Annotated in this window: 4 protein-coding genes and 3 pseudogenes; 3 read left to right on the top strand and 4 right to left on the bottom strand. The window is 70.9% G+C overall.

All coding sequences use genetic code 11. The features are described from left to right. Nucleotides 1-12: 12 nt before the first annotated feature. Nucleotides 13-17,319, top strand: coding sequence for an SDR family NAD(P)-dependent oxidoreductase (locus ACFVT1_RS38950; RefSeq protein WP_389804992.1), 17,307 nt, complete (start codon nucleotides 13-15; stop codon nucleotides 17,317-17,319). A 163-nt stretch (nucleotides 17,320-17,482) separates the two neighbouring features. Next, on the top strand, nucleotides 17,483-18,013 hold the full coding sequence (locus ACFVT1_RS38945; RefSeq protein WP_389804984.1) for a carboxymuconolactone decarboxylase family protein: 531 nt from the start codon (nucleotides 17,483-17,485) through the stop codon (nucleotides 18,011-18,013). A 64-nt stretch (nucleotides 18,014-18,077) separates the two neighbouring features. On the opposite strand, the gene ACFVT1_RS38940 is transcribed toward ACFVT1_RS38945, so the two are convergent. The 3 genes and pseudogenes from ACFVT1_RS38940 to ACFVT1_RS38930 form a co-directional block, all read right to left on the bottom strand. Then, nucleotides 18,078-19,265, bottom strand: a complete 1,188-nt coding sequence (locus ACFVT1_RS38940; RefSeq protein WP_389804982.1) for a LuxR C-terminal-related transcriptional regulator — start codon at nucleotides 19,263-19,265, stop codon at nucleotides 18,078-18,080. Between the two features lie 856 nt (nucleotides 19,266-20,121). Continuing rightward, nucleotides 20,122-20,453: pseudogene (locus ACFVT1_RS38935) on the bottom strand (IS5/IS1182 family transposase); the annotation flags it as partial. Nucleotides 20,454-20,490: 37 nt separating this feature from the next. Continuing rightward, nucleotides 20,491-20,829, bottom strand: a pseudogene (locus ACFVT1_RS38930) (transposase); the annotation flags it as partial. Nucleotides 20,830-21,021: 192 nt separating this feature from the next. Between ACFVT1_RS38930 and ACFVT1_RS38925 the strand changes: the two are divergent. Further along, nucleotides 21,022-21,115: pseudogene (locus tag ACFVT1_RS38925) on the top strand (IS5/IS1182 family transposase); the annotation flags it as partial. A 169-nt stretch (nucleotides 21,116-21,284) separates the two neighbouring features. On the opposite strand, the gene ACFVT1_RS38920 reads toward ACFVT1_RS38925, so the two are convergent. After that, a complete protein-coding gene (locus tag ACFVT1_RS38920) occupies nucleotides 21,285-21,455 on the bottom strand; it encodes a hypothetical protein (protein WP_389804989.1) in 171 nt (56 codons plus the stop codon). Nucleotides 21,456-21,666: the final 211 nt, after the last annotated feature.

Genomic DNA, 21,666 nt, shown 5'->3' with positions numbered 1-21,666 from the left:
GTCACGATGACTGTGCCCGTGGACAAGTTGACGGAGGCGCTCCGTGTTTCGTTGCTGGCCAACAGCCGGCTGCGCGAAGAGAACCGGGCACTGGTGGAGGCCACGAACGAGCCGATCGCGCTCGTGGGAATGGCGTGCCGGTTCCCGGGCGGGGTGCGCGGGCCCGAGGATCTGTGGCGGCTGGTCGCCGACGGCGTGGACGGCGTCGGCCCGTTCCCCGCGGACCGAGGCTGGGACCTGGACACTCTGCTGGGCCCGGACGGCTCCGGTTCCGGGACCTCGGCGACCGGCGAGGGCGGGTTCCTGGACGAGCCGGGCGAGTTCGACGCCGCGTTCTTCCGGATCTCGCCGAGAGAGGCGGTGGCCACCGACCCGCAGCAGCGGTTGCTGCTGGAGGTGTCGTGGGAAGCCCTCGAACACGCGGGCATCGACCCGAGTTCGCTGGCCGGAAGCCGGACTGGCGTGTTCACCGGCGCCTACCAGTCCGGCTACGCCGAGCTGGTCGCCCGGGGCGGCGAGCAGTTGCGGGCCCACCAGATCACCGGCGGCGCGGGCAGCGTGATCTCGGGACGGATCGCCTACACGCTCGGGCTCGAGGGCCCGGCGGTGAGTGTGGACACGGCGTGTTCGTCGTCGCTGGTGGCGATGCACCTGGCCGCGCAGGCGCTGCGGGCCGGGGACTGCACGCTGGCTCTCGCCGGTGGGGTCACGGTGATGGCCTCACCCGGCATGTTCCTGGGTTTCACCGCACAGGGCGGGCTCGCCGCGGACGGCCGGTGCAAGTCCTTCTCCGACGGCGCCGACGGCACCGGGTGGGCGGAGGGCGCCGGCGTGGTGGTGCTGGAGCGGTTGTCGGATGCGCGTCGGCACGGCCATGAGGTGCTGGCGGTGCTGCGGTCGAGTGCGGTGAATCAGGACGGTGCGTCGAACGGTTTGACGGCGCCGAATGGTCCGTCGCAGCAGCGCGTGATCCGCCAGGCGTTGGCTGCGGCCGGTCTGTCCGCTGCGGACGTCGATGTGGTCGAGGCGCACGGCACCGGGACGAGGCTCGGTGATCCGATCGAGGCGCAGGCGGTGCTGGCGACCTATGGTCAGGACCGGCCCGAGGGCCGGCCGTTGTGGCTGGGGTCGTTGAAGTCGAACATCGGACACGCCCAGGCTGCCGCCGGCATCGGTGGTGTGATCAAGACGGTGCTGGCGCTGCGGCACGGGATACTGCCGAAGACGCTGCACGTGGACGAACCGTCGAGGCAGGTGGACTGGTCCCAGGGCGACGTACGCCTGCTCACGGAGGCGATGCCGTGGCCGGAGACCGGCCGCCCCCGCCGGGCCGGGGTGTCGTCGTTCGGCGTCAGCGGCACGAATGCCCACGTGATCCTCGAAGCCGCAGGCGAAGCCGCTGTCGGTCCCGCCGGACCGCCTTCCGGGCCGCCTGCCGTCGAGGGCATGGTGCCGTGGGTGGTGTCGGGCAAGTCGGCCGACGCCGTGCGGGCCCAAGCGGCCCGATTGCTCGAACGGCTCCAGGCGGAGCCGGCGCTGAGCCCGTCCGACGTGGGCTGGTCGTTGCTCACCTCACGCGCGGCTTTTGACCACCGCGCCGTGGTGGTGGGCGGCGACCGGACCGAGCTGATGGCGGGCCTGCGCGCCACGGCGGACGGCGAGCCCGCCGCGAACGTGGTGCTGGGTACTGCCCGGAGCGGGGCCAAACTCGGTGTCCTGTTCACGGGCCAGGGTGCGCAGCGGGTGGGGATGGCGCGTGGGCTCTATGGGGAGTCGCCGGTGTTCGCGGCGGCGTTGGACGGGGTTCTCGCGGAGTTGGATCCGTTGCTGAGTCGACCGTTGTGTGAGGTGATGTGGGGCGAGGACGCGGAGCTGATCAACGAGACGGGGTGGGCGCAGCCGGCGTTGTTCGCGGTCGAGGCGGCTCTGTTCGAGGTGCTGCGCGCGTTCGGCGTGACCCCGGCCCATCTCCTGGGGCATTCGATCGGCGAGGTCACGGCCGCGTACGTGGCCGGGGTGTGGTCGCTCGGTGACGCGTGCCGGGTGGTGGCGGCGCGGGCGCGGTTGATGCAGGCGTTGCCGTCCGGCGGAGCGATGGCCGCCGTCGGGCTGCCCGAGGCGGAGATCGCCGGACTGCTGCCCGAAACCGTGTCGATCGCCGCGGTCAACACCGCGGATTCGGTGGTGGTCTCGGGGCCGCGAGAAGCCGTGGACTCAGTCGTCGCGGTCGTGTCCGCTCGTGGTGCCAAGGTGACGCGGTTGCGGGTGTCGCACGCGTTCCACTCGTCGTTGACGCATCCGATGCTGGAGGACTTCCGGCAGGTTCTGGGATCGGTGCGGTTTGCGCCGCCGCGGATTCCCGTGGTGTCCAATCTGACCGGGGAGCGGGCGTCCGACGAGGAGTTGTGTTCGCCGGAGTACTGGGTGCGGCAGGTGCGGTCGGCGGTGCGGTTCGCCGACGGTGTGCGGTGGCTGGCCGGCCACGGCGTCGCGGCGATGGTCGAGCTGGGCCCGGACGGGGTCCTGTCGGGCCTGGCGCGGCAGAGCTGCGCGTCCGTCGCGGTGCCGATGCTGCGCCGGCAGGGAACCTCCGAACGCAGCGAGGCCGCGACGGTGGTGGCGGCCCTCGCGCAGCTGCACGCGCAGGGCGTGCCGGTGGACTGGAGCACTCTCTTCGCCGGGCAGGCCGCCGCGCGGATTCCGTTGCCGCCGTACGCGTTCCGGCATGAGCGCTACTGGCTCGACGGCTCGAACCGGGCGGCCGACGTGTCCTCGGCCGGGCTGACCGCCGCGGAGCACCCGTTGCTGGGTGCGATGCTGTCGCTTCCGCAGACGGACGGGTTCGTGTTCACCAGCCGTCTGTCCCGGCGCACGTATCCGTGGCCGGCCGAGCACCCGGTGGGAGGCTCGGCGGTTCTGCCGGCCACCGCCTACGTCGAGATGGCCGTGCGCGCCGGTGACAGCGCCGGGTGCGACCGGCTGGACGAGCTGGTGGTGGAGACTCCGCTGGCGCTGCCCGCTCGCGGCGGTGTTCAGCTGCAGGTTGTGGTCGGCGACCGCGTGGATGGGCGCCGCGAGGTGGCGGTGTACGCCCGGCCGGACGGTGAGGAGACCTGGACCCGGCATGCCACGGGGACGCTGAGCACCGGATCGTCCGATGCAGACGGTGACGACCCGGTTGCCGCATTGGGGAGGGAATGGCCGGTGCCCGGTGCGACGGCCGTGGACCTCGGCGACACCTCTGGGCGCGGCCCGCTCGTCCCCGACGTGACCGGGGTCTGGACCCGCGGCGACCAGGTGTTCGCCGAAGTCGAGCTGCCGGAGTCCGAGCACGATCTGGCAGCGTCCTTCGGTATCCACCCGGCGCTGCTGGACGCGGCTCTGCGGACGGCGGCCTTCGCGCAGCCGGCGCAGAGCGCGGCGGTCCCGGCCGCCTTCGGCGACGTGGTGTTGCGCGCGTCCGGCGCGGCGCGGCTCCGCGTGGCCTTGACCCGGACCGGCCCGGACGAGATCTCGGTCGCCGTGGCGGACGGCGCGGGACTGCCGGTGTTGTCGATCGGGTCGGTGATCGCGCGGCGGATGGACAGTGCGACCCCCAGCACGGGCGACCGGTCCGTCCTCGCCGTGGAGTGGGCCGGGATCACTCCGGCGGCCGGCGCGGATCTGCGTGACTGGCTGCTGGCCGGCCCGGACGACGCTCGCTTCGCGGACCTGACCGCGCCCGGCGAGGAGAGGCCGGTACCGCAGGCGGTGGTGCTGGCCGTGTCCGGTGCCGCGGACGCGGTGGTGGAGTCGACCCACGAGCTGACCGGACGCGTCCTGCGGCTGCTGCAGCACTGGTTGGCCAGCGGCCGGTTTTCGGCTGTCCCGCTGGTGGTCCTGACTTCGGGAGCCGTCGCCGCCGGGCCGGATGAAGGGGTGCGGGACCTGGCCGCGGCCGCGGTGTGGGGCCTGGTGAGGTCGGCCCAGACGGAGAATCCTGGCCGGTTCGTGCTGCTCGACTCGGACGCCGAGCCGGACACCGCGACCGTGAGCCGGGTCCTGGCCTCGGGCGAACCGCAGGTGGTGATCCGCGAAGGCCGGATGCACGCGGCCCGGCTCGTCCGCACCGAGCCCGGCGAGCACGCCTTCGCGCCGCCCGAGCCGGGCACCGTGGTGATCACCGGTGGGACCGGCGCTCTGGGCGGTGTCGTGGCCCGGCACCTCGTCAGTGCGCGCGGAGTCCGGCACCTGTTGCTGCTCAGCCGTCGGGGAATGGCCGCCGCGGGAGCCGCGGACCTGGTCGGGGAGTTGGCGGCGCAGGGAGCGGAGGCGACCGTCGCGGCGTGCGACGTGACGGACCGGCAGGCCCTCGCGGAGGTGCTGGGGGCGGTTCCGCCGGAGCGGCCGGTGACCGGTGTCGTCCACACGGCCGGTGTGGTCGACGACGGCGTGCTCGGTTCCTTGTCACAGGAGCAGGTCGACCGGGTGCTGGCGCCGAAGGTGGACGCGGCGTGGCACCTGCACGAACTGACCCGGGACCTCGATCTCTCGCTGTTCGCGGTGTTCTCCTCCATCGGCGGCTCGCTCGGCAGCGGCGGGCAGGCGAACTACGCGGCGGGCAACGTGTTCCTGGACGCGTTGATGCAGCAGCGTCGGCACGCCGGGCTGCCGGGGCTGTCGATGGCGTGGGGTCCGTGGACCACGGAGATCGGCATGACCGGCACGTTGTCCGACGGGGACCGTCGGCGCATCGCCCGCTCGGCGATCCCGCCGCTGACGCCCGCGCAGGGCATGGAGCTGTTCGAGCGTGCACTGGTCACCGATCGGCCCGTGCTGGTGCTGACCCGGTTGAACCTGTCCGCGTTGCGCGCTCAGACGGAGGTCGCGCCCGTGTGGCGTTCGCTCGCCGGTGGCGTGCGCCGCCGGCGGGCGGACGACGGGACCGGCGGCCAGGACGGCCTGCGACAGCGGCTCGCCGGACTGTCCGAAGCTGACGGACTGCGGCTGCTGATCGGTCTCGTCCGGGACAGCGCCGCAGCCGTGCTCGGTCACGCGCCGGAGGCGCGGATCGAGGCGGACCAGCCGTTCAGCGAGCTGGGCTTCGACTCGCTGACCGCGGTCGAGCTGCGGAATCTGGTGCAGGCCAGGACCGGGCTGGCGATGCCCGCGAGCCTGGTGTTCGACTACCCGACCGTCGGCCACGTCGCGCGTTACCTGGCGGCCGAGTTCGGCGACGTGCGCCCGGAGGTGCCGTCCGCCGTGCGGGAGTTGGTGTCGGTCGCCGACGATCCCGTTGTGCTGGTGGGGATGGCGTGCCGGTTCCCGGGTGGGGTGTCGGGTCCGGAGGAGCTGTGGCGCCTGGTCGCCGATGGCGCCGACGGAATTACCCCGTTCCCGGCCAATCGCGGCTGGAACCTGGACGTGTTGCTGGGACTCGACGGCTCCGGATCGTCCGCGACCGGGGAAGGCGGGTTCATCGACGAGGTCGGCGACTTCGACGCGGCCTTCTTCCGGATCTCGCCGCGGGAGGCGCTGGCCACCGACCCGCAGCAGCGGTTGCTGCTGGAGGTGTCGTGGGAAGCCTTGGAACAGGCCGGGATCAAGCCCGCGTCCCTGGCCGGCAGCTCGACCGGCGTGTACGTCGGCGCGTACCAGTCCGGGTACGCCGAGCTGGTTTCCCGCTCCGACGGACAGCTGCTGGGCCACGCCCTCACCGGCGGCGCAGGCAGTGTGATTTCCGGCCGGATCGCCTACACACTGGGCTTGGAAGGCCCTGCGGTGAGCGTGGACACGGCCTGTTCGTCGTCGTTGGTGGCCATGCACTTGGCGGCTCAGGCATTGCGGGCGGGGGAGTGCTCGCTCGCGCTGGCCGGTGGTGTCACGCTCATGGCTTCACCGGACACATTCGTCGGCTTCAGCGTGCAGGGTGGCCTGGCCGCCGACGGGCGGTGCAAGTCGTTCGCGGATGCGGCCGACGGCACCGGCTGGGCCGAGGGCGTCGGCGTGGTGGTGCTGGAGCGGCTCTCCGATGCCCGGCGGAACGATCATGAAGTTCTGGCTGTGCTGCGCTCGAGCGCGGTGAACCAGGACGGTGCGTCGAACGGGTTGACGGCGCCGAACGGTCCTTCGCAGCAACGGGTGATCCGGCAAGCACTGGCCGCGGCAGGACTGTCTGCTTCGGACATCGATGCCGTGGAAGCCCACGGTACGGGTACGAAGCTCGGTGATCCGATCGAGGCGCAGGCGTTGCTGGCGACCTACGGCCAGGATCGGCCCGCGGAGCGGCCGTTGTGGCTGGGCTCGTTGAAGTCGAACATCGGCCACACGCAAGCGGCGGCCGGTGTCGGTGGTGTGATCAAGATGGTCATGGCGTTGCGGCGAGGTGTGTTGCCGAAAACGCTGCACGTGGACGTGCCGTCGACGCAGGTGGATTGGGCGCAAGGCGACGTCCGGCTGCTGACGGAGTCGGTGCCGTGGCCGGAAACAGATCACCCTCGGCGGGCCGGGGTGTCCTCGTTCGGCGTCAGCGGCACCAATGCGCACGTCATCCTCGAAGCGGCCGCCACCGCCGCCGCCTCACCCGGCGTCGACCCCGGCGGTGTCGTGCCGTGGGTGCTGTCCGGCAAGACGGAAGAGGCGCTGCGGGCGCAGGCAGCGCGCTTGCTGGCGCACCTCGAATCCGATGCGCCGTGGCGTCCGGTGGATGTGGGCTGGTCGCTGATCGACTCGCGGACGGTGTTCGAGCACCGGGCTGTTGTCGTGGGCACCGGTCAGGACGAGCTGCTGACCGGAGCGCGCGCTGTCGCCGCCGGCGAACCCGCCGCGGGTCTCACCGAAGGCGTCGCCCGGGCCGGTGACGGAGTGGTGTTCGTGTTCCCGGGCCAGGGCGCCCAATGGGTGGGGATGGCTCAGGACCTGCTGGCCGAGTCGCCGGTGTTCGCCGAGTCGATGCGCGAGTGTGCGGAGGCGTTGGCGCCGTTCGTCGACTGGTCGCTGGAGCAGATGCTCGGTGACGAGGCCGCGTTGGCGCGAGCCGACGTCGTGCAGCCGGTGCTGTGGGCGGTGATGGTGTCGTTGGCGGCGGTGTGGCGGTCGTTCGGGGTCGAGCCGGCCGCGGTGGTGGGGCACTCGCAGGGTGAGATCGCGGCCGCGTGTGTGGCCGGTGCTCTGTCCTTGTCGGACGGTGCTCGTGTTGTGGTGCTCCGCAGCCGGGCGATCGCCGACACCCTGGCCGGTGGTGGGGGCATGGTGGCCTTGCCGATGGCGGTCACCGAGGTCGGGGAACTGATCTCGCAACGGCCGGCGGTTTCGGTGGCCGCGATCAACGGCCCGGCATCCGTGGTGGTCGCCGGGGAGCCGGGCGCCCTCGACCGGTTGCTGGCCGACTGCGAAGGCGACGGGATCCAGGCGCGCCGGATCGCGGTGGACTACGCCTCGCACTCGCCGTCGGTGGAGCGGATCGAGGATCGGCTGCTGGCGGACCTGGCCCCGGTCAGCCCCCGCTCGTCGACGGTTCCGGTGTACTCGTCGGTGACCGGGCAGCTCGCGGACACCGCGTCGTGGGACGCTCGGTACTGGTACGACAACCTGCGCAACCCGGTCCTGTTCGAAACGGCGCTCGGGGCCGCTCTCGACGCTGGTCCCGACCTGGTGATCGAGGTCGGTCCGCATCCGGTGCTGGTCCCCGCGGTGCAGGACATCGCGCAGCAGCGAGGGAAACCCGTGGCCGCGGTGGGAACACTCCGCCGCGACTCAGGAACCCTGCGGCGAGTGGTCTTGTCGGTGGCCCACGCGTGTGCTCTGGGCGCCGAGGTGGACTGGGCGCGAGTGTTCGCCGACCGCGGTGCGCGGCGGGTCCCGTTGCCGACGTACGCCTTCCAACGCCGGAGGTTCTGGCCGGACACGACCGGCGGCCGGGTCGATGTGTCCGCGGCCGGGCTGACGGCCGCGGACCACCCGCTGCTGGGGGCGATGCTGCCGCTGCCGCAGACCGACGGGGTGGTGTTCACCAGCCGGCTTTCCCTGCGGACGCACCCGTGGCTGGCGGATCACGCGGTGCGGGACGCGGTGGTCTTCCCCGGCACCGGGTACGTGGAGCTGGCGATCCGGGCAGGCGACAGCGTCGGGTGTGACCGCGTCGACGAGCTCGTGCTGGAGGCGCCGCTCGTCCTGCCCGCGCACGCCGGGGTTCAGCTGCAGGTGGTCGTGGGGGCCCTCGATGCGCCTGCCGCGGCCGAAGCGCGCAGCGTCGCGGTGTATGCGCGAGTGGACGGCGAAGAGTCCTGGACCCGCCATGCCACGGGCGTGGTGAGCGCAGGCTCGGGTGAGGCAGGCGGCACCGAGCTGTTCGACCCGGTGAGCCGCGACTGGCCCGGGCCGGGCGCGACGGCACTCGACACCGACTACTTCTACGACAGGCTCGCCGACGAGGGTTTCCTCCGGTACGGCCCGGTGTTCCGGGGGCTCACCCGGGCCTGGCAGTACGGGGACCGGGTTCTGGCCGAGGTCGAGCTGCCGGAGTCCGGGCGTGGTCCGGCCGAGTCGTTCGGGATCCATCCGGCGCTGCTGGACGCGGCGTTGCACGCCTCGGTCTTCGCGGGGCTGGAAGCGCGAGGAGCGTTGCCGTTCAGCTTCACCGGCGTGGTATTGCGCGCCTCGGGTGCGTCCCGGCTCCGGGTGGCGTTGACCCGGACCGGACCCGACGAGGTCGGCGTCGTGGTGGCCGACAGCAGCGGCTCACCGGTGTTGTCGATCGGCTCGCTGGCTGTGCGGGCCGCGTCGACCGGCAGCCTCGCCGTCGTCCCGGGTGACGGTGCTCTGCTGAAGGTCGGCTGGATCGCCGCCGAGGGTCCGGTGGTGCCAGTGCCGGTGGCGGACTGGCTCCTGGTCGATCGCGCGAGTTCGACCGGCACCGCGTACGCCGACCTCGCCGAGGTCAGTGCCGCACCGGCGGACGGTGCTCGTCCGCAGGCGGTGGTACTGGCTGTGGCCGGCGACCGGGACGCGGTGGTGGACTCCGTTCACGAACTGACCGCCTGGGTGCTGGGGCAGCTGCAGCACTGGCTGGCCGAGGATCGCTTCGCCTCGATCCCGCTGGTGGTGGCGACTCGGGGCGCGGTCACGGTCGAGGTCGGCGAGCCGGTGCGGGATCTGGCCGCAGTGGCGGTGTGGGGGCTGGTGCGCTCGGCGCAGACCGAGAACCCCGGCCGGATCGTCCTGCTCGACACCGACACCGAGCTGGACCACGATGCCCTGGGCCGGGTTCTGAGCACCGACGAGCCGCAGCTCGCGTTGCGCGGCACGCAACTGCACGCTGCCCGTCTGACGAGGGTCCGGCCGGCGGACGACCTGGTCGCACCGGAGACGGAAGCCTGGCGGCTGGAGTCCGTGGAGAAGGGCACGCTGGAGAATCTCGCGTTGGTGCCGTGTCCCGAGGTGACGAATCCCCTGCGGCCCGGGCAGGTCCGGATCGAGGTGCGCGTGGCCGGCCTGAACTTCCGCGACGTGCTCAACGCCCTCGGCATGTACCGCGGTCAGGCCGGCCCCTTGGGCAGTGAGGTCGCCGGGGTGGTCACCGAGGTCGGCCCGGAGGTGACCGGGCTGGCGATCGGCGACCGGGTGATGGGCCTGGCCTTCGGCGGCTTCGGCCCGGTGGCCGTGACCGACCGGCGGTTGCTGACGGTGATCCCGGCCGGCTGGTCGTTCGCCGTCGCCGCCTCGGTTCCGATCGTGTTCCTGACGGCGTACTACGGCTTGGTGGATCTCGCGGGTCTGCGGGCGGGTGAGTCGCTGCTCGTGCACGCCGGTGCCGGTGGCGTGGGCCTGGCGGCCATCCAGCTCGGCCGGCACCTCGGCGCGGAGGTCTACGCAACCGCGAGCGAAGGCAAATGGGGTGTCCTGCACGAGTGGGGTGTCGACGAAAGCCGGGTGGCTTCGTCGCGGACCTTGGACTTCCGGGAGCGCTTCCGCGCTGCCACGGACGGGCGCGGCGTCGATGTGGTGCTCAACTCGCTGGCTGGCGAGTTCGTGGACGCCTCGCTGGACCTGCTCGTGCCGTCCGGCCGCTTCGTCGAGATGGGCAAGTCCGACATCCGCTCGGCCGAGGACCTGCGGGACCGTTGCGCCGACTTGAACTACCAGGCGTTCGAACTGACCGACGCCGGGTTCGAACGCATCCAGCAGATGCTGCGGGAACTGGTGAGCTTGTTCGAGGCCGGTGTGCTGCGGCCGTTGCCGGTGCGCAGCTGGGACGTGCGCCAGGCCCAGGACGCCTTCCGGTTCATGAGCCAGGCCAAGCACGTCGGCAAGCTGGTGCTCACCGTCCCACGGGCACCGGACTCTTCGGGCACGGTCGTGATCACCGGCGCCGGCGGCCTGGGCGGTGCCCTGGCCCGCCACCTGGCCGACGAGCACGGTGTCCGGCACCTGCTGCTCGTCAGTCGGCGCGGCTCGGCCGCGCCGGGTGCTCCAGCGCTGGTCACCGAGTTGGCGGCGCAGGGCGCGACGGTGACGTTCGCGGCGTGCGACCTGACGGATCGGGAAGCCCTGGCCGCGGTGCTGGCCGGGGTTCCGGCGGAGCGACCGGTGACCGGGGTGGTGCACACCGCCGCGATCCTCGAGGACGGCGTACTCGGCTCGCTCTCGCCGGATCAGCTCGATCGCGTGCTGGCGCCGAAGGTCGACGCGGCGTGGCACCTCCACGAGCTGACGCGGGATCTGGACCTGTCGTTCTTCGTGGTGTTTTCTTCTCTCGCCGGGCTTCTGGGCAGCGGCGGCCAGGCCAACTACGCCGCGGGCAACGTGTTCCTCGACGGTTTGGTGCAGCACCGTCGTGAGCAGGGGCTGCCGGGCTCGTCGATGGCCTGGGGCGCCTGGACGACCGAGGTCGGGCTGGTGGGCACCTTGTCCTCGGCGGACCTTCGCCGCATCGAACGGTCGGCCCTGCCGCCGTTTTCGGTGGCGCAGGGCATGGACCTGTTCGACCGGGCGATGCGCTCCAGCCGGCCGGTGCTCGGACTGGCCCGGCTGAACGCACGGGCGTTGCGGGCTCAGCAGGACGTGCCGGCCCTGTGGCGGTCGCTCGTCGGCGCCGTGCCGCGCCGCACTGCCGACAACACCCGTGACGGTCGGGGCGGGCTGGGGCAGCGGTTGGCGGAACTGTCGGTGGGGGAGCGTGAGCAGGCGCTGGCGGAGCTGGTCCGGGAGTCCGCCGCGGCGGTGCTGGGCCACGGCTCGGGGGCACAGATCGACGCGGACCGACCGTTCCGGGAGCTGGGCTTCGACTCGCTGACGTCGGTGGAGCTGCGGAATCTGCTGCGGGCCAAGACGGGTGCGGTGCTGGCGGCGAGCGTGGTGTTCGACTATCCGACGGTCACGCGGCTGGCGAGACACCTGGCTGCCGGGTTCGGTGCCGAGCAGCCGGCGGAGCCGACCGCGGTGCCAGCGGCGGTGTCGGTTTCCGACGATCCGATCGTGCTGGTCGGGATGGGCTGCCGGTTCCCGGGTGGTGTCGCGGGTCCGGACGACTTGTGGCGGCTGGTCGCCGATGGCGCCGACGGCGTCACCCCCTTCCCGGCCGATCGCGGCTGGAACCTGGACACCCTGATCGGGCGTGAGGGGCCTGGTTCCGGAACCTCAGCGACGGGTGAGGGCGGGTTCCTCGCCAGTGTCGACGAGTTCGACGCGGCGTTCTTCCGGATCTCGCCGAGAGAGGCGCTCGCCACGGATCCGCAGCAGCGGTTGCTGCTGGAGGTGTCGTGGGAGGCCCTGGAGCAGGCGGGAATCGATCCGACCTCGCTGGCGGGCAGCTCGACCGGCGTGTTCGCCGGCGCGTACCAGTCCGGATACGGCGAAATGGTCGCCCGCAGCAGCGACCAGCTGCTGGGCCACCAGATGACGGGTGGCGCGACCAGCGTGATTTCCGGCCGGGTGTCCTACACGCTCGGTCTGGAGGGCCCGGCGGTGAGTGTGGACACGGCGTGTTCGTCGTCGTTGGTGGCGATGCACCTGGCGGCGCAGGCGTTGCGGGCGGGCGAGTGCTCGCTGGCGCTGGCCGGAGGGGTGACCGTGATGGCCTCGCCGGACACGTTCGTCGGCTTCACCGTGCAGGGCGGAATGGCCGCGGACGGCCGCTGCAAGTCCTTCTCCGACGCCGCCGACGGCGCCGGCTGGGCCGAGGGCGTCGGTGTCGTCGTGATGGAACGGCTGTCCGAGGCCCGCCGAAACGGGCACGAGGTCCTAGCTGTTTTCCGGTCGAGCGCGGTGAACCAGGACGGTGCGTCGAACGGGTTGACGGCTCCGAATGGTCCGTCGCAGCAACGGGTGATCCGCCAGGCGCTCGCGGCGGCCGGACTGTCCACTGCGGACATCGACACCGTGGAAGCCCACGGCACGGGCACCCGGCTCGGCGACCCGATCGAGGCGCAGGCGGTGCTGGCCACGTACGGTCAGGACCGGCCCGAGGGCCGGCCGTTGTGGCTGGGGTCGTTGAAGTCGAACATCGGCCACGCGCAGGCGGCCGCGGGCGTCGGCGGCGTGATCAAGATGGTGATGGCGCTGCGCCACGGAGTGCTGCCCAGGACGTTGCACGTGGACCGGCCCTCCACCCAGGTCGACTGGACCCAGGGTGACGTGCGGCTGCTGACCGAAGCGGTACCGTGGCCCGAAACCGGCCGTCCGCGTCGGGCCGGCGTGTCCTCGTTCGGGATCAGCGGCACCAACGCGCACGTGATCCTCGAGGCTCCCGCCCGCACCGACGTTGTCCCGGCCGCCGACACCGGCGCTGTGGTGCCGTGGGTGCTGTCCGGCAAGTCGGCTGAGGCGGTGCGGGCTCAGGCGTCCAGGTTGCTGGGGTTCGTGGCGGCGGACCCGACCTTGCGTCCGGTGGATGTGGGCTGGTCGCTGGTCGGTTCGCGGGCGGTGTTCGACCACTGCGCCGTGGTCGTGGGCGGCGAGCGGGCCGAGCTATTGGCGGGCCTGCGTGCGGTCGCGGCCGGTGAATCCGTGCCCGGTACGGTTCGGCCGGGCACTCGGCTGGGTGTGCTGTTCACGGGGCAGGGTGCTCAGCGGGTGGGGATGGCCCGGGGCTTGTTCGACCAGTCCCCGGTTTTCGCCGCCGCGGTGGAGGAGATCCTCGCGGAGCTGGATCCGTTGCTGGATCGGCCGTTGCGTGAGGTGATGTGGGGCGAGGACGCGGAGCTGATCAATGAGACAGGGTGGGCGCAGCCGGCTCTGTTCGTGGTGGAAGCCGCGTTGTTCGAGGTGCTGCGAGCCTTCGGCGTGACCCCGGATTACCTGCTGGGGCATTCGATCGGTGAGGTGACCGCGGCGTACGTGTCAGGTGTGTGGTCGCTGGCTGACGCGTGTCGGGTGGTGGCCGCGCGGGCGCGGTTGATGCAGGCGTTGCCATCCGGCGGCGTGATGGCCGCACTGGAGATTTCCGAGGCCGAGATCGCGGACCTGCTGCCGGACGGCGTGTCGGTGGCCGCGGTGAACACCGACGATTCGGTGGTGGTCTCGGGTCCTCGGGCCGAGGTGGACCGGGTGGTGGCGGCTGTGGGCGAGCGTGGCCGCCGGGTGTCGCGGTTGCGGGTGTCGCACGCGTTCCATTCGGCGTTGCTGGACCCGATGCTGGGCGAGTTCATGCGGGTGTTGGAGTCGGTGCGGTTCGCGGAGCCGCGGATTCCGGTGGTGTCCGATGTGACCGGTCGGGTGGCGACGGCCGAGCAGTTGTGCTCGCCGGAGTACTGGGCCCGCCAGGTCCGAGTGCCGGTGCGGTTCGCCGACGGTGTGCGGTGGCTGGCCGAGCAGGGTGTGACGGCGATGGTCGAGCTGGGTCCGGACTGCGTGCTGTCCGCGCTGGCGCAGCGCAGCTGTGCTCCGGGGACGGTGGTGACGCCGGTCCTACGGCGCGAGCACAGCGACACATCGACGCTGTTGTCGGCGATCGGACAGCTGTACACGCGAGGCGTGGCCGTGGACTGGACCACGGCGTTCGCCGGTCGAGGAGGCACCCGGATCAGCCTGCCGACCTACGCCTTCCAACGGCAGCGCTTCTGGCCCAACGCGGCCGGCGGCCGGACCGAGGCCTCCGCCGGATTGCGGTCCGCGGACCACCCGTTGCTCGGGGCGGTGCTGTCGTTGCCGCAGTTCGACGGTGTGGTCTTCACCAGCCGCCTGTCCCTGCGGACCCACCCGTGGCTCGCCGATCACGCGGTGCTTGACGAGGTGGTGTTGCCCGGTGCGGCGTACGTCGAGCTGGCGATCCGCGCCGGCGACAGCGTGGGCTGCGGTCGGCTGGACGAGCTGGTGCTGGAAGCGCCGCTGGTGCTGCCCGTTCGAGGCGGCATGGAACTTCAGGTCGTGGTCGGCGGTGCCGATGCCCCCGAACCCGAAGGGCGGCGGAGCGTCACGATCCACGCTCGCCCGGACGGTGCAGAGACCTGGACCCGGCACGCCACCGGCGTGGTGAGCGCGGCTTCGCTGCCGACTCGGGCGGACGGGTTGTTCCAAGCCGTCAGCGGGACCTGGCCGGTGCCCGGCGCGACGCCGGCGGATGTCGAGCGGGTCTACGACCGGCTCGCCGACCTAGGGCTCGAATATGGGCCGGTGTTCCGGGGCCTGACCGAAGCCTGGGAGAGCGGGGACCGGATCTTCGCCGAGGTGGATCTGCCCGAGTCCGCCCGCGGGATGGCGGGTTCTTTCGGGATCCATCCGGCTTTGCTGGACGCCGCTTCACATCCGGTCGCTGTCGCGGGCGCGGACTCGGTCGGTTCCGGCCGGTTGCCGTTCCGGTTCACCGACGTGGTGTTGCGAGCCTCGGGTGCGGCTCGGCTTCGGGTGGCGCTGATGCGTCTCGGGCCGGACCAGGTGGCGATGGCCGCCGCGGACAACACCGGCATGCCGGTGCTGTCGATCGGTTCGCTGGCCGTGCGGGCCCCGGTGGCAGGCAGCCGCACCGCCGGCGACGAGGCGCTGCTGCGGATGGAGTGGCTCGAGACCACCGGCACCGCGGCTCCGGTGAGCGAGTGGCTGACGGTCGAAGCCGCTTTCGAGCGAGAGACGGCACCGCAGGCGGTCGTGCTCAACGTGTCCGGTGACCCGGACGCCATCGTGGTGTCCACCCACGACATGACCGGCCGGGTCAGGGGCCAGCTGCGGCACTGGCTGGACGAGGACCGGTTCACCGCCGTCCCGCTGGTGGTGCTCACGCGGGGTGCCGTCGCGGTCGAGCCCTGTGAGCCGGTGAGCGACGTGGCCGCGGCCGCCGTGTGGGGTCTGGTGCGTTCGGTGCAGGCCGAGAACCCGGGCCGGCTCATCCTGCTCGACACGGATGCCGACCTCGACGCCGACGCGCTGGGGCGAGTCGTGGCCGCCGACGAGCCGCAGCTGGCCCTGCGCCGGGGCCGGCTCCACGCCGCCCGGCTCACCCGGACCGGCGACACCGACGGACCGGTCACGTCACTGGTGTCGGGCACGGTCGTGATCACCGATGGTGAGCGGGCCCGCGTGGTCGCGCGGCATCTGGTCGCCGAGCACGGTGTCCGGCGTTTGCTGCTGCTCGGTCGACGCGGTCCGGACGAGCCGGAAACGGCGGAGCTGGTGGCGGAATTGGCTCAGCAGGGCGCCGAAGTCACGGTCACCGCGTGCGACGTGACCGATCGGCGCGCCTTGGCCGAGGTGCTGGCCTCGGGTCCCGCGGATCAGCCGCTCATCGGCGTCGTGCACACCGCCGAGGCTCGCTCGTTGCCCGAGGAGGGTTCGGACCCGGTGCCGGGGCCGACGGTCGACGCGGCTTGGCATCTGCACGAACTGACCCGGGATCAGAATCTGGCACTGTTCGTGATGTTCTCGTCGTTCGCCGGCCTTGAGGGCAGCGGCGGGCACGGCGGCGACGCCGCGTTTCTGGCCGCGCTGGCGCGGCACCGCCGTGATCAAGGCTTGCCGGGCCTGTCGATCGCCTGGGACGACCGGGCGGGCGAGCCGGAGTTGACCGCGGCGCGGGAGATGGCGCTCTTCGACCGGGCGCTGGGCACCGGCGAAGCGGTTCTGGCAGCGACCCGGCTGGATGCGCGGGCGATGCGGGCTCGGCCGGAAAGCCCGGCGGTGTGGCGGTCTCCGGCCGGTGGTCCACGCCGGCGGGCGGCCGACAACAGCCAGCCCGATCGCGAGGGGCTGAGGCAGCGGCTCGCCGGGCTGTCCGAAGTGGACCGCGAGGAGGTGCTGATCGACGTGGTCCGCGAGGCAGTGGCGGCGGTGCTGGGCCACACCTCGGGTGTGTCGATCGATCCGGACCGGCTCTTCGGCGAACTGGGTTTCGACTCGTTGACGGCGGTCGAACTGCGCAACTCACTACAGGCCAAAACCGGCGTGGAGCTGGCCGCGACCCTGGTGTTCGACCACCCGGACCTGCGCAGCCTGGCCACGGAGCTGGACACGGTGTTGTCCGAGCTGCCGCGGGCCGGCGACGGCGGTGGTCCGCTATTGGAACACCACGACCTGTTCGGTGAGCTCTACCTCCAGGCGATCGAGAACGGCCGGCCGGAGCTCGGCGAAGAACTCATGATCAAGGCCGCGCGGTTGCGCGAGAAATTTGACGACCCGGCGCAGGTGAAGGCGAAGCCGGCCGTGGTCCGCATCTCCCCCGCGGGGGAGGGACCACACCTGATCTGCGTGTGCCCGACCGTCATGACCACCGGGCCACAGGTCTACCTCCGGTTCGCGGCGGAGCTCACGGGCCGAGGAAACCAGGTGTCGGCCCTGGTGCCTCCGGGGTTCGCCGCCGGCGAGCTCCTGCCCGCGACCCGGGCCGCGTTGGTGACCAGTTTGGCCGACACGGTCGAGGAATTCGTGGGTGAGACGCAGTTCTCCCTGGCCGGGCACTCCTCCGGTGGGGTGGTGGCGTACGAGCTCGCCCGGGAACTGCACGCTCGTGGCCGGGCTCCCGCCGGCCTCGTGCTGCTCGACACCTACACCTTGAATCTCAAGGGCGAGCGGGGCGTGTTCGACGACGAGGACCTGCAGCACGCGTTGAGCACCAGGCTGGTCGAGTACGTGCGCCGGATGGGCTTCGACACGCTGTCCGAACGGATCACCGCTCAGCTGTGGAACCTCGATCTGCTCAGGGGCTGGCGGCCTGCGGGGATTTCGGTGCCGTCGCTGTACATCCGCTCGACGCAGGCCCTCGCGCACGGGGCAGGGGACGAATGGCGTGATGAAGTGGCCGCCGCGGCGGACTCGGTCGTCGAAGTGCCTGGTGACCACTTCACCATGCTGGAAGCCGAGCAGGTGAGCTCGACCGCCAGGGCCGTCGGTGAATGGCTGGGGAACGTGCGGTGAAAGCGGCTGCGGCGCGGGTATCCGTAGGCCGGGGTTGCCGTGGGTGCCCGCATTTCCGGCGGCAGAAAAGGGTGGCGTTTCGGGGCCGGCGAGTGCGGGTCGGGAAGAATCGGGGAACTAGTTTTTCTTTACCCGCGACCGAATTTCCTTTACCATTTGAGATATGGCGCGCATTCCCTATCTCACTTCCTCCACCGCTTCCGAAACCATCGCCGAACCGCTGTCGAAACTGCCGTCGCTCCACATTTTCGGATTGATGGCCCACGCCGAGACCGTGTTCCGGCCGTGGCTGCGCTTCAGCGGAGCGCTGCTCAACCACCTCGCCCTGGACCCGGTGCTGCGCGAGCTGGCGATTCTGCGGGTCGGGCAGCTCACCGCCCGCTACGAGTGGGACCAGCACGTGCCCCTCGCACTGGCGGTGGGTGCGACTCAGCAGCAGATCGACGCGCTGGATCGGGGTGACCTCGACGCGCTGGAGCCGTTGCCGCGCGCCGTGGTCGACTTCGTGACGGGTGTAGTGCGCGACGAGGTCGACGACGCGACCTACTCGTCGGTCAGCGCGTTCCTGGACGACCGGGAAGTCGTGGAACTCACGCTCGTCGCGGGCCACTACCTGATGGTGGCCCGGATGATGACGACCCTGCGCATCGACCCCGACCCGGCGGCCGGAGCGGACGCGCTGTTGCTCGGCTGATCCGGACCTCGATCGCGGGCACGGCCTGAGCCGGACCCGCGTTCGGGGCTCTGCTGGGCGGCCGTCAGCCGACGGTTCGCTGATCCGAGGTGACGTCAACCCACGTGCGGGCCAGCTCCACCCGCGAAGAGACCTCCATCTTGCGGAAGATCTTCTTCAGATGGAACGCCACGGTGTGCGCGGAGATGTAGAGCTGGCGGCCGACCTGCGCGTTCGTCAGGCCCTGGCTCACCAGGTTGGCCACCGCGAACTCGGTGTCCGTGAGGGAGCCGGTGCGGTGTCCGTCGCAGCGCATCGGCCGCCGCACGCGGCCCGATCGCACGCCGAGCTCACGAAGCTTGCTCGCGACCCGAGCGAGGTCGCGGGCCGCACCGGCCCGCTCGTAACCGGCGGCTGCGCGTTTCAACTGTTCGGCGGCGCGATCCCGGCCCAGGCGCAGCGAGGACCACGTCTGGGCCAGGTCTTCGGCGGCCGACGCCGACGCCCAGCCGTCCGGATACAGTTCGCAAGCGGCGCGCAGTTTGTCAGGATTCTTTTCGAACAGCCCTTTGGCGTGCAATGCCGCCGCGTAGGGCGAACGAAAACCCCACGACTTCACGATGAACGACTCGGCTCGCACCACACACTTGAAGGCGAGTCGCTCGTCTCCCATGCTTCGCGCGAGGCGGACGAGCCACGCCGCGGCGGCGGGCTGGGACGCGAGGAGTTCCTGCGTCAGCTGGTCGTCGGAGATCAGGCGCTCGACGAGGTGACTGACGCAGGCCGGACCGCCATCGGCCTCGAACGCCTGAGCGACGGCCCACACGCACTGCCCGCGCATGTGCGCAGTGCGGCCGAGCAGAGCGTCATCGCCCAGGTTGCGCGCGAATCGCAGGCCGGTCGATGTGGCGGACTGCCGGACGGCGCTCAGCGCCAGGACGACGTGCAGGTCCGGCAGCAAGGCGTAGGCGCCGGCCCCTTCGGCCAGCCCGAGGCCGACGTTCGCCTCGGCGAACGCGCTGCCGGCGTCACCCGACGCGAGCGCGAACTCGGCGCGGCAGGTGGTCAACGCGGCTGAAACACCCGCGTCGTCGGTGACGTCGTACGAGGTGCTCAACTCGTCGAGCACCCGCGTGGCTTCCGGAAGTTCGCGGACACGGGTCAGGAGCCGGGCGTGCCAGATCTTGGCGAGCCTCGGGTCGTTCTCGTCGTCGCCGGGTGTGGCGGCCAGTTCGATGGCCCGGCGGACCTCACCGGCGAGCCAGGCGGACAAGGAGCGTGCGAGCGGGTTGTCTCGCTGGTCGTCGGCCGAGGTGGCGGTAGGACCTTCAGACGGTGTTTGGGGTAGCTGGGTGTGCAGCTGGCACCGGTTATAACGCATTACGCCCATTTGCCTTTCTCTGAAACTTCGGTGCCGTGCGCGTGAGTGCTTCGAGCGGTCGCTTTATACTCACCTGAAATTTCCGATCCACGGTTCTCTGCAATCGCTACGTTGCGTCAGGCGCCATTGTCGGACTAGGCCGGCCACGATTTCCGGCGGGTGGTCCTGTCAGCGCATCTGCTCACGAGTCTTGGTGCCTAGCTACGACGGACGCCGTCTGAACACAGAGGGTAGGTGAGGGATGGGCGACGTCGAGGCCATCCTCCTCCTGCGCACCGTCATCAACAACGGCGACTTCGAGAACTACTGGCGCTTTCTCACCTCTTGTTGTTGGCGTATGCACTTACGTCCTCGGCTTCGTGCGGATGAAAGGGGATAGATTTCGGCCTCGATCCTTCAGTCGCTCGTGCTCGTTGGCTGGATCGACTATTCGCCCGCTATGTCCCCTCTGTCGTTGGGGCGGGCATGATGCGTGCTCGGATCTTGGACGAGGGCAGGGGGACGTCGAAGGGTGCGGCCCGTCATGATCACGTGATTCCACGATCAACTCGGCGTCGTGTTCGGGAGTCCTGCACGCCCGCGCCCCCCTCGCTCCTGGAGGCGGTCGGTGCCGTGCCCGACCCGCGTTCTCCGCACCTGGTCACGTACGCCCTCCGGATGCTGCTCGGCCGGGTGGCCTGTGCCCTGCTCGATGCGGCGTGGGTCGGCACCTTCGTGCAGACCCACGCCGCAGACCCACTGAGGTCTTTCAGCGTTGCCGCTCCAGGGCGAGGACCGCTGCGGCGATTGACGTCATTCGATTCGGGCTGCACCGCGCCCTACGGAAGATGCGCCAGGACTTCAGGCGGGCGACTCCGCGCTCGACCGAGGCCTGCGCCCTGGACAGCGCCCGGTTGACGGTCGTAGTCGGCCCGGCCCTCGCCGAGGCGGTCGCATTCGGCCAGGGTGCCGTCGAGCAGGACGAGCCCGGGGGCTGCCTCGCGCAGAGCGCGCAGCGGACCGGGCCGCGGGCGCCTGGAGATCGATGACCTTGATGGTGTAGGCGTGTGCGGTTCCGATGGAGATTGTCGGCCCTGGTGCCTCCGGGCTTCGCCGCCGGCGAGCCCCTGCCCTCAGGAATTCTGTTCAGATAGCTGGCGAGGCGTTCGAGGATCTCGTCTGCGGTCTTGGTCCAGACGTAGGGCCTGGAGTCGGTGTTCCATGCGGCGATCCAGGTCCGGATGTCCTTCTCCAGGGCCTGGACAGATCTGTGGACGCCTCGCCGTATCTGCTTGTTCGTCAGCTCGGCGAACCATCGCTCCACCAGGTTGAGCCGGGACGATCCAGTGGGTGTGAAGTGCAGGTGGAACCGTGGGTGTGCCAGCGACCAGGTCTTGATGGCCGGGGTCTTGTGGGTGGCGTAGTTGTCCAGTACCAGGTGGACCTCGAGGCCGGCCGGGACTTCCTTGTCGAGCTTGCTTGGATGCGTTCTGTGCGGTCGCCCTGCCTAAAACCGTAGAGGTTGCCGGCCATTGCTGTGGTGTCTGCGTCTGGTGGCGACAGCCGGGGGTCCGTTTAGGTCCCTTTGCTCCTGTCTGATCCCAACACGCCCCCGGTCATGCCTGTTTGCGCCCTGTGGCAGGACCGCTGGCATCGGTACTACCGAAACATGCCTCGCCGACAGCGGTCGTATCCGAGTGACCTGTCCGATGCCCGGTGGGAACTGCTGGAGCCGACTCTGACAGCCTGGCGGGCCGAACGGAGAGGAAAGAGCCTGGAAATCGGCCGACCACCTGAGCACGATCTGCGCCGGATCAGTACTGGTGGGCCGTCGGCGAGGTGCCCGCGGAGCGGGTCCTTTTCCGGCGACCCCCAGCCCAAACGACGCATGCGGCTTTCACCGCACGTCGCTTTCCCGTGACTACCCCGTGATCATCGAGATCGGCTGTGGATGCCCTCGTGACAGGGCTTGCACGCCACGAGGGTCTTGCGGCGCCGCCTCACCATGAGATCCGCCCATTCGGGGCGATCTCTTCCCGGCTTTTCGAGGTCGGCGAGCTTGGAGACGTGATGGACTTCCATCGCGCCCGTCCGCGCGCACAACTCGCACCGCCCAGCCAGGAGCCGGATAACCAACTGCCTGCGCTTGACGGTGACCGGGGGTGTTTGGCGATCGGTCAGCGTCGCTCTTACGAGCTGGTGCGTGATTGCATTGGAGACGTGAGGGCCTGAGCTGGGGGTTTGTGTCAGCCGGTGGTGTTGCGGTCGGAGACGAGGCCAGCGATGGCCCGGTAGGTGACGGGCAGGGTCTCCC

The sequence above is a fragment of the Streptomyces sp. NPDC057963 genome (genome assembly GCF_042887155.1).
Taxonomy (GTDB): Bacteria; Actinomycetota; Actinomycetes; order Streptomycetales; family Streptomycetaceae; genus Streptomyces.
This window is presented reverse-complemented; position numbering and strand designations above follow the sequence as displayed.

What these genes read in the sequence shown, in the direction of transcription:
- ACFVT1_RS38945 (WP_389804984.1), top strand. Translation starts at nt 17,483, where the DNA reads ATGGCGCGCATTCCCTATCTCACTTCCTCCACCGCTTCCGAAACCATC.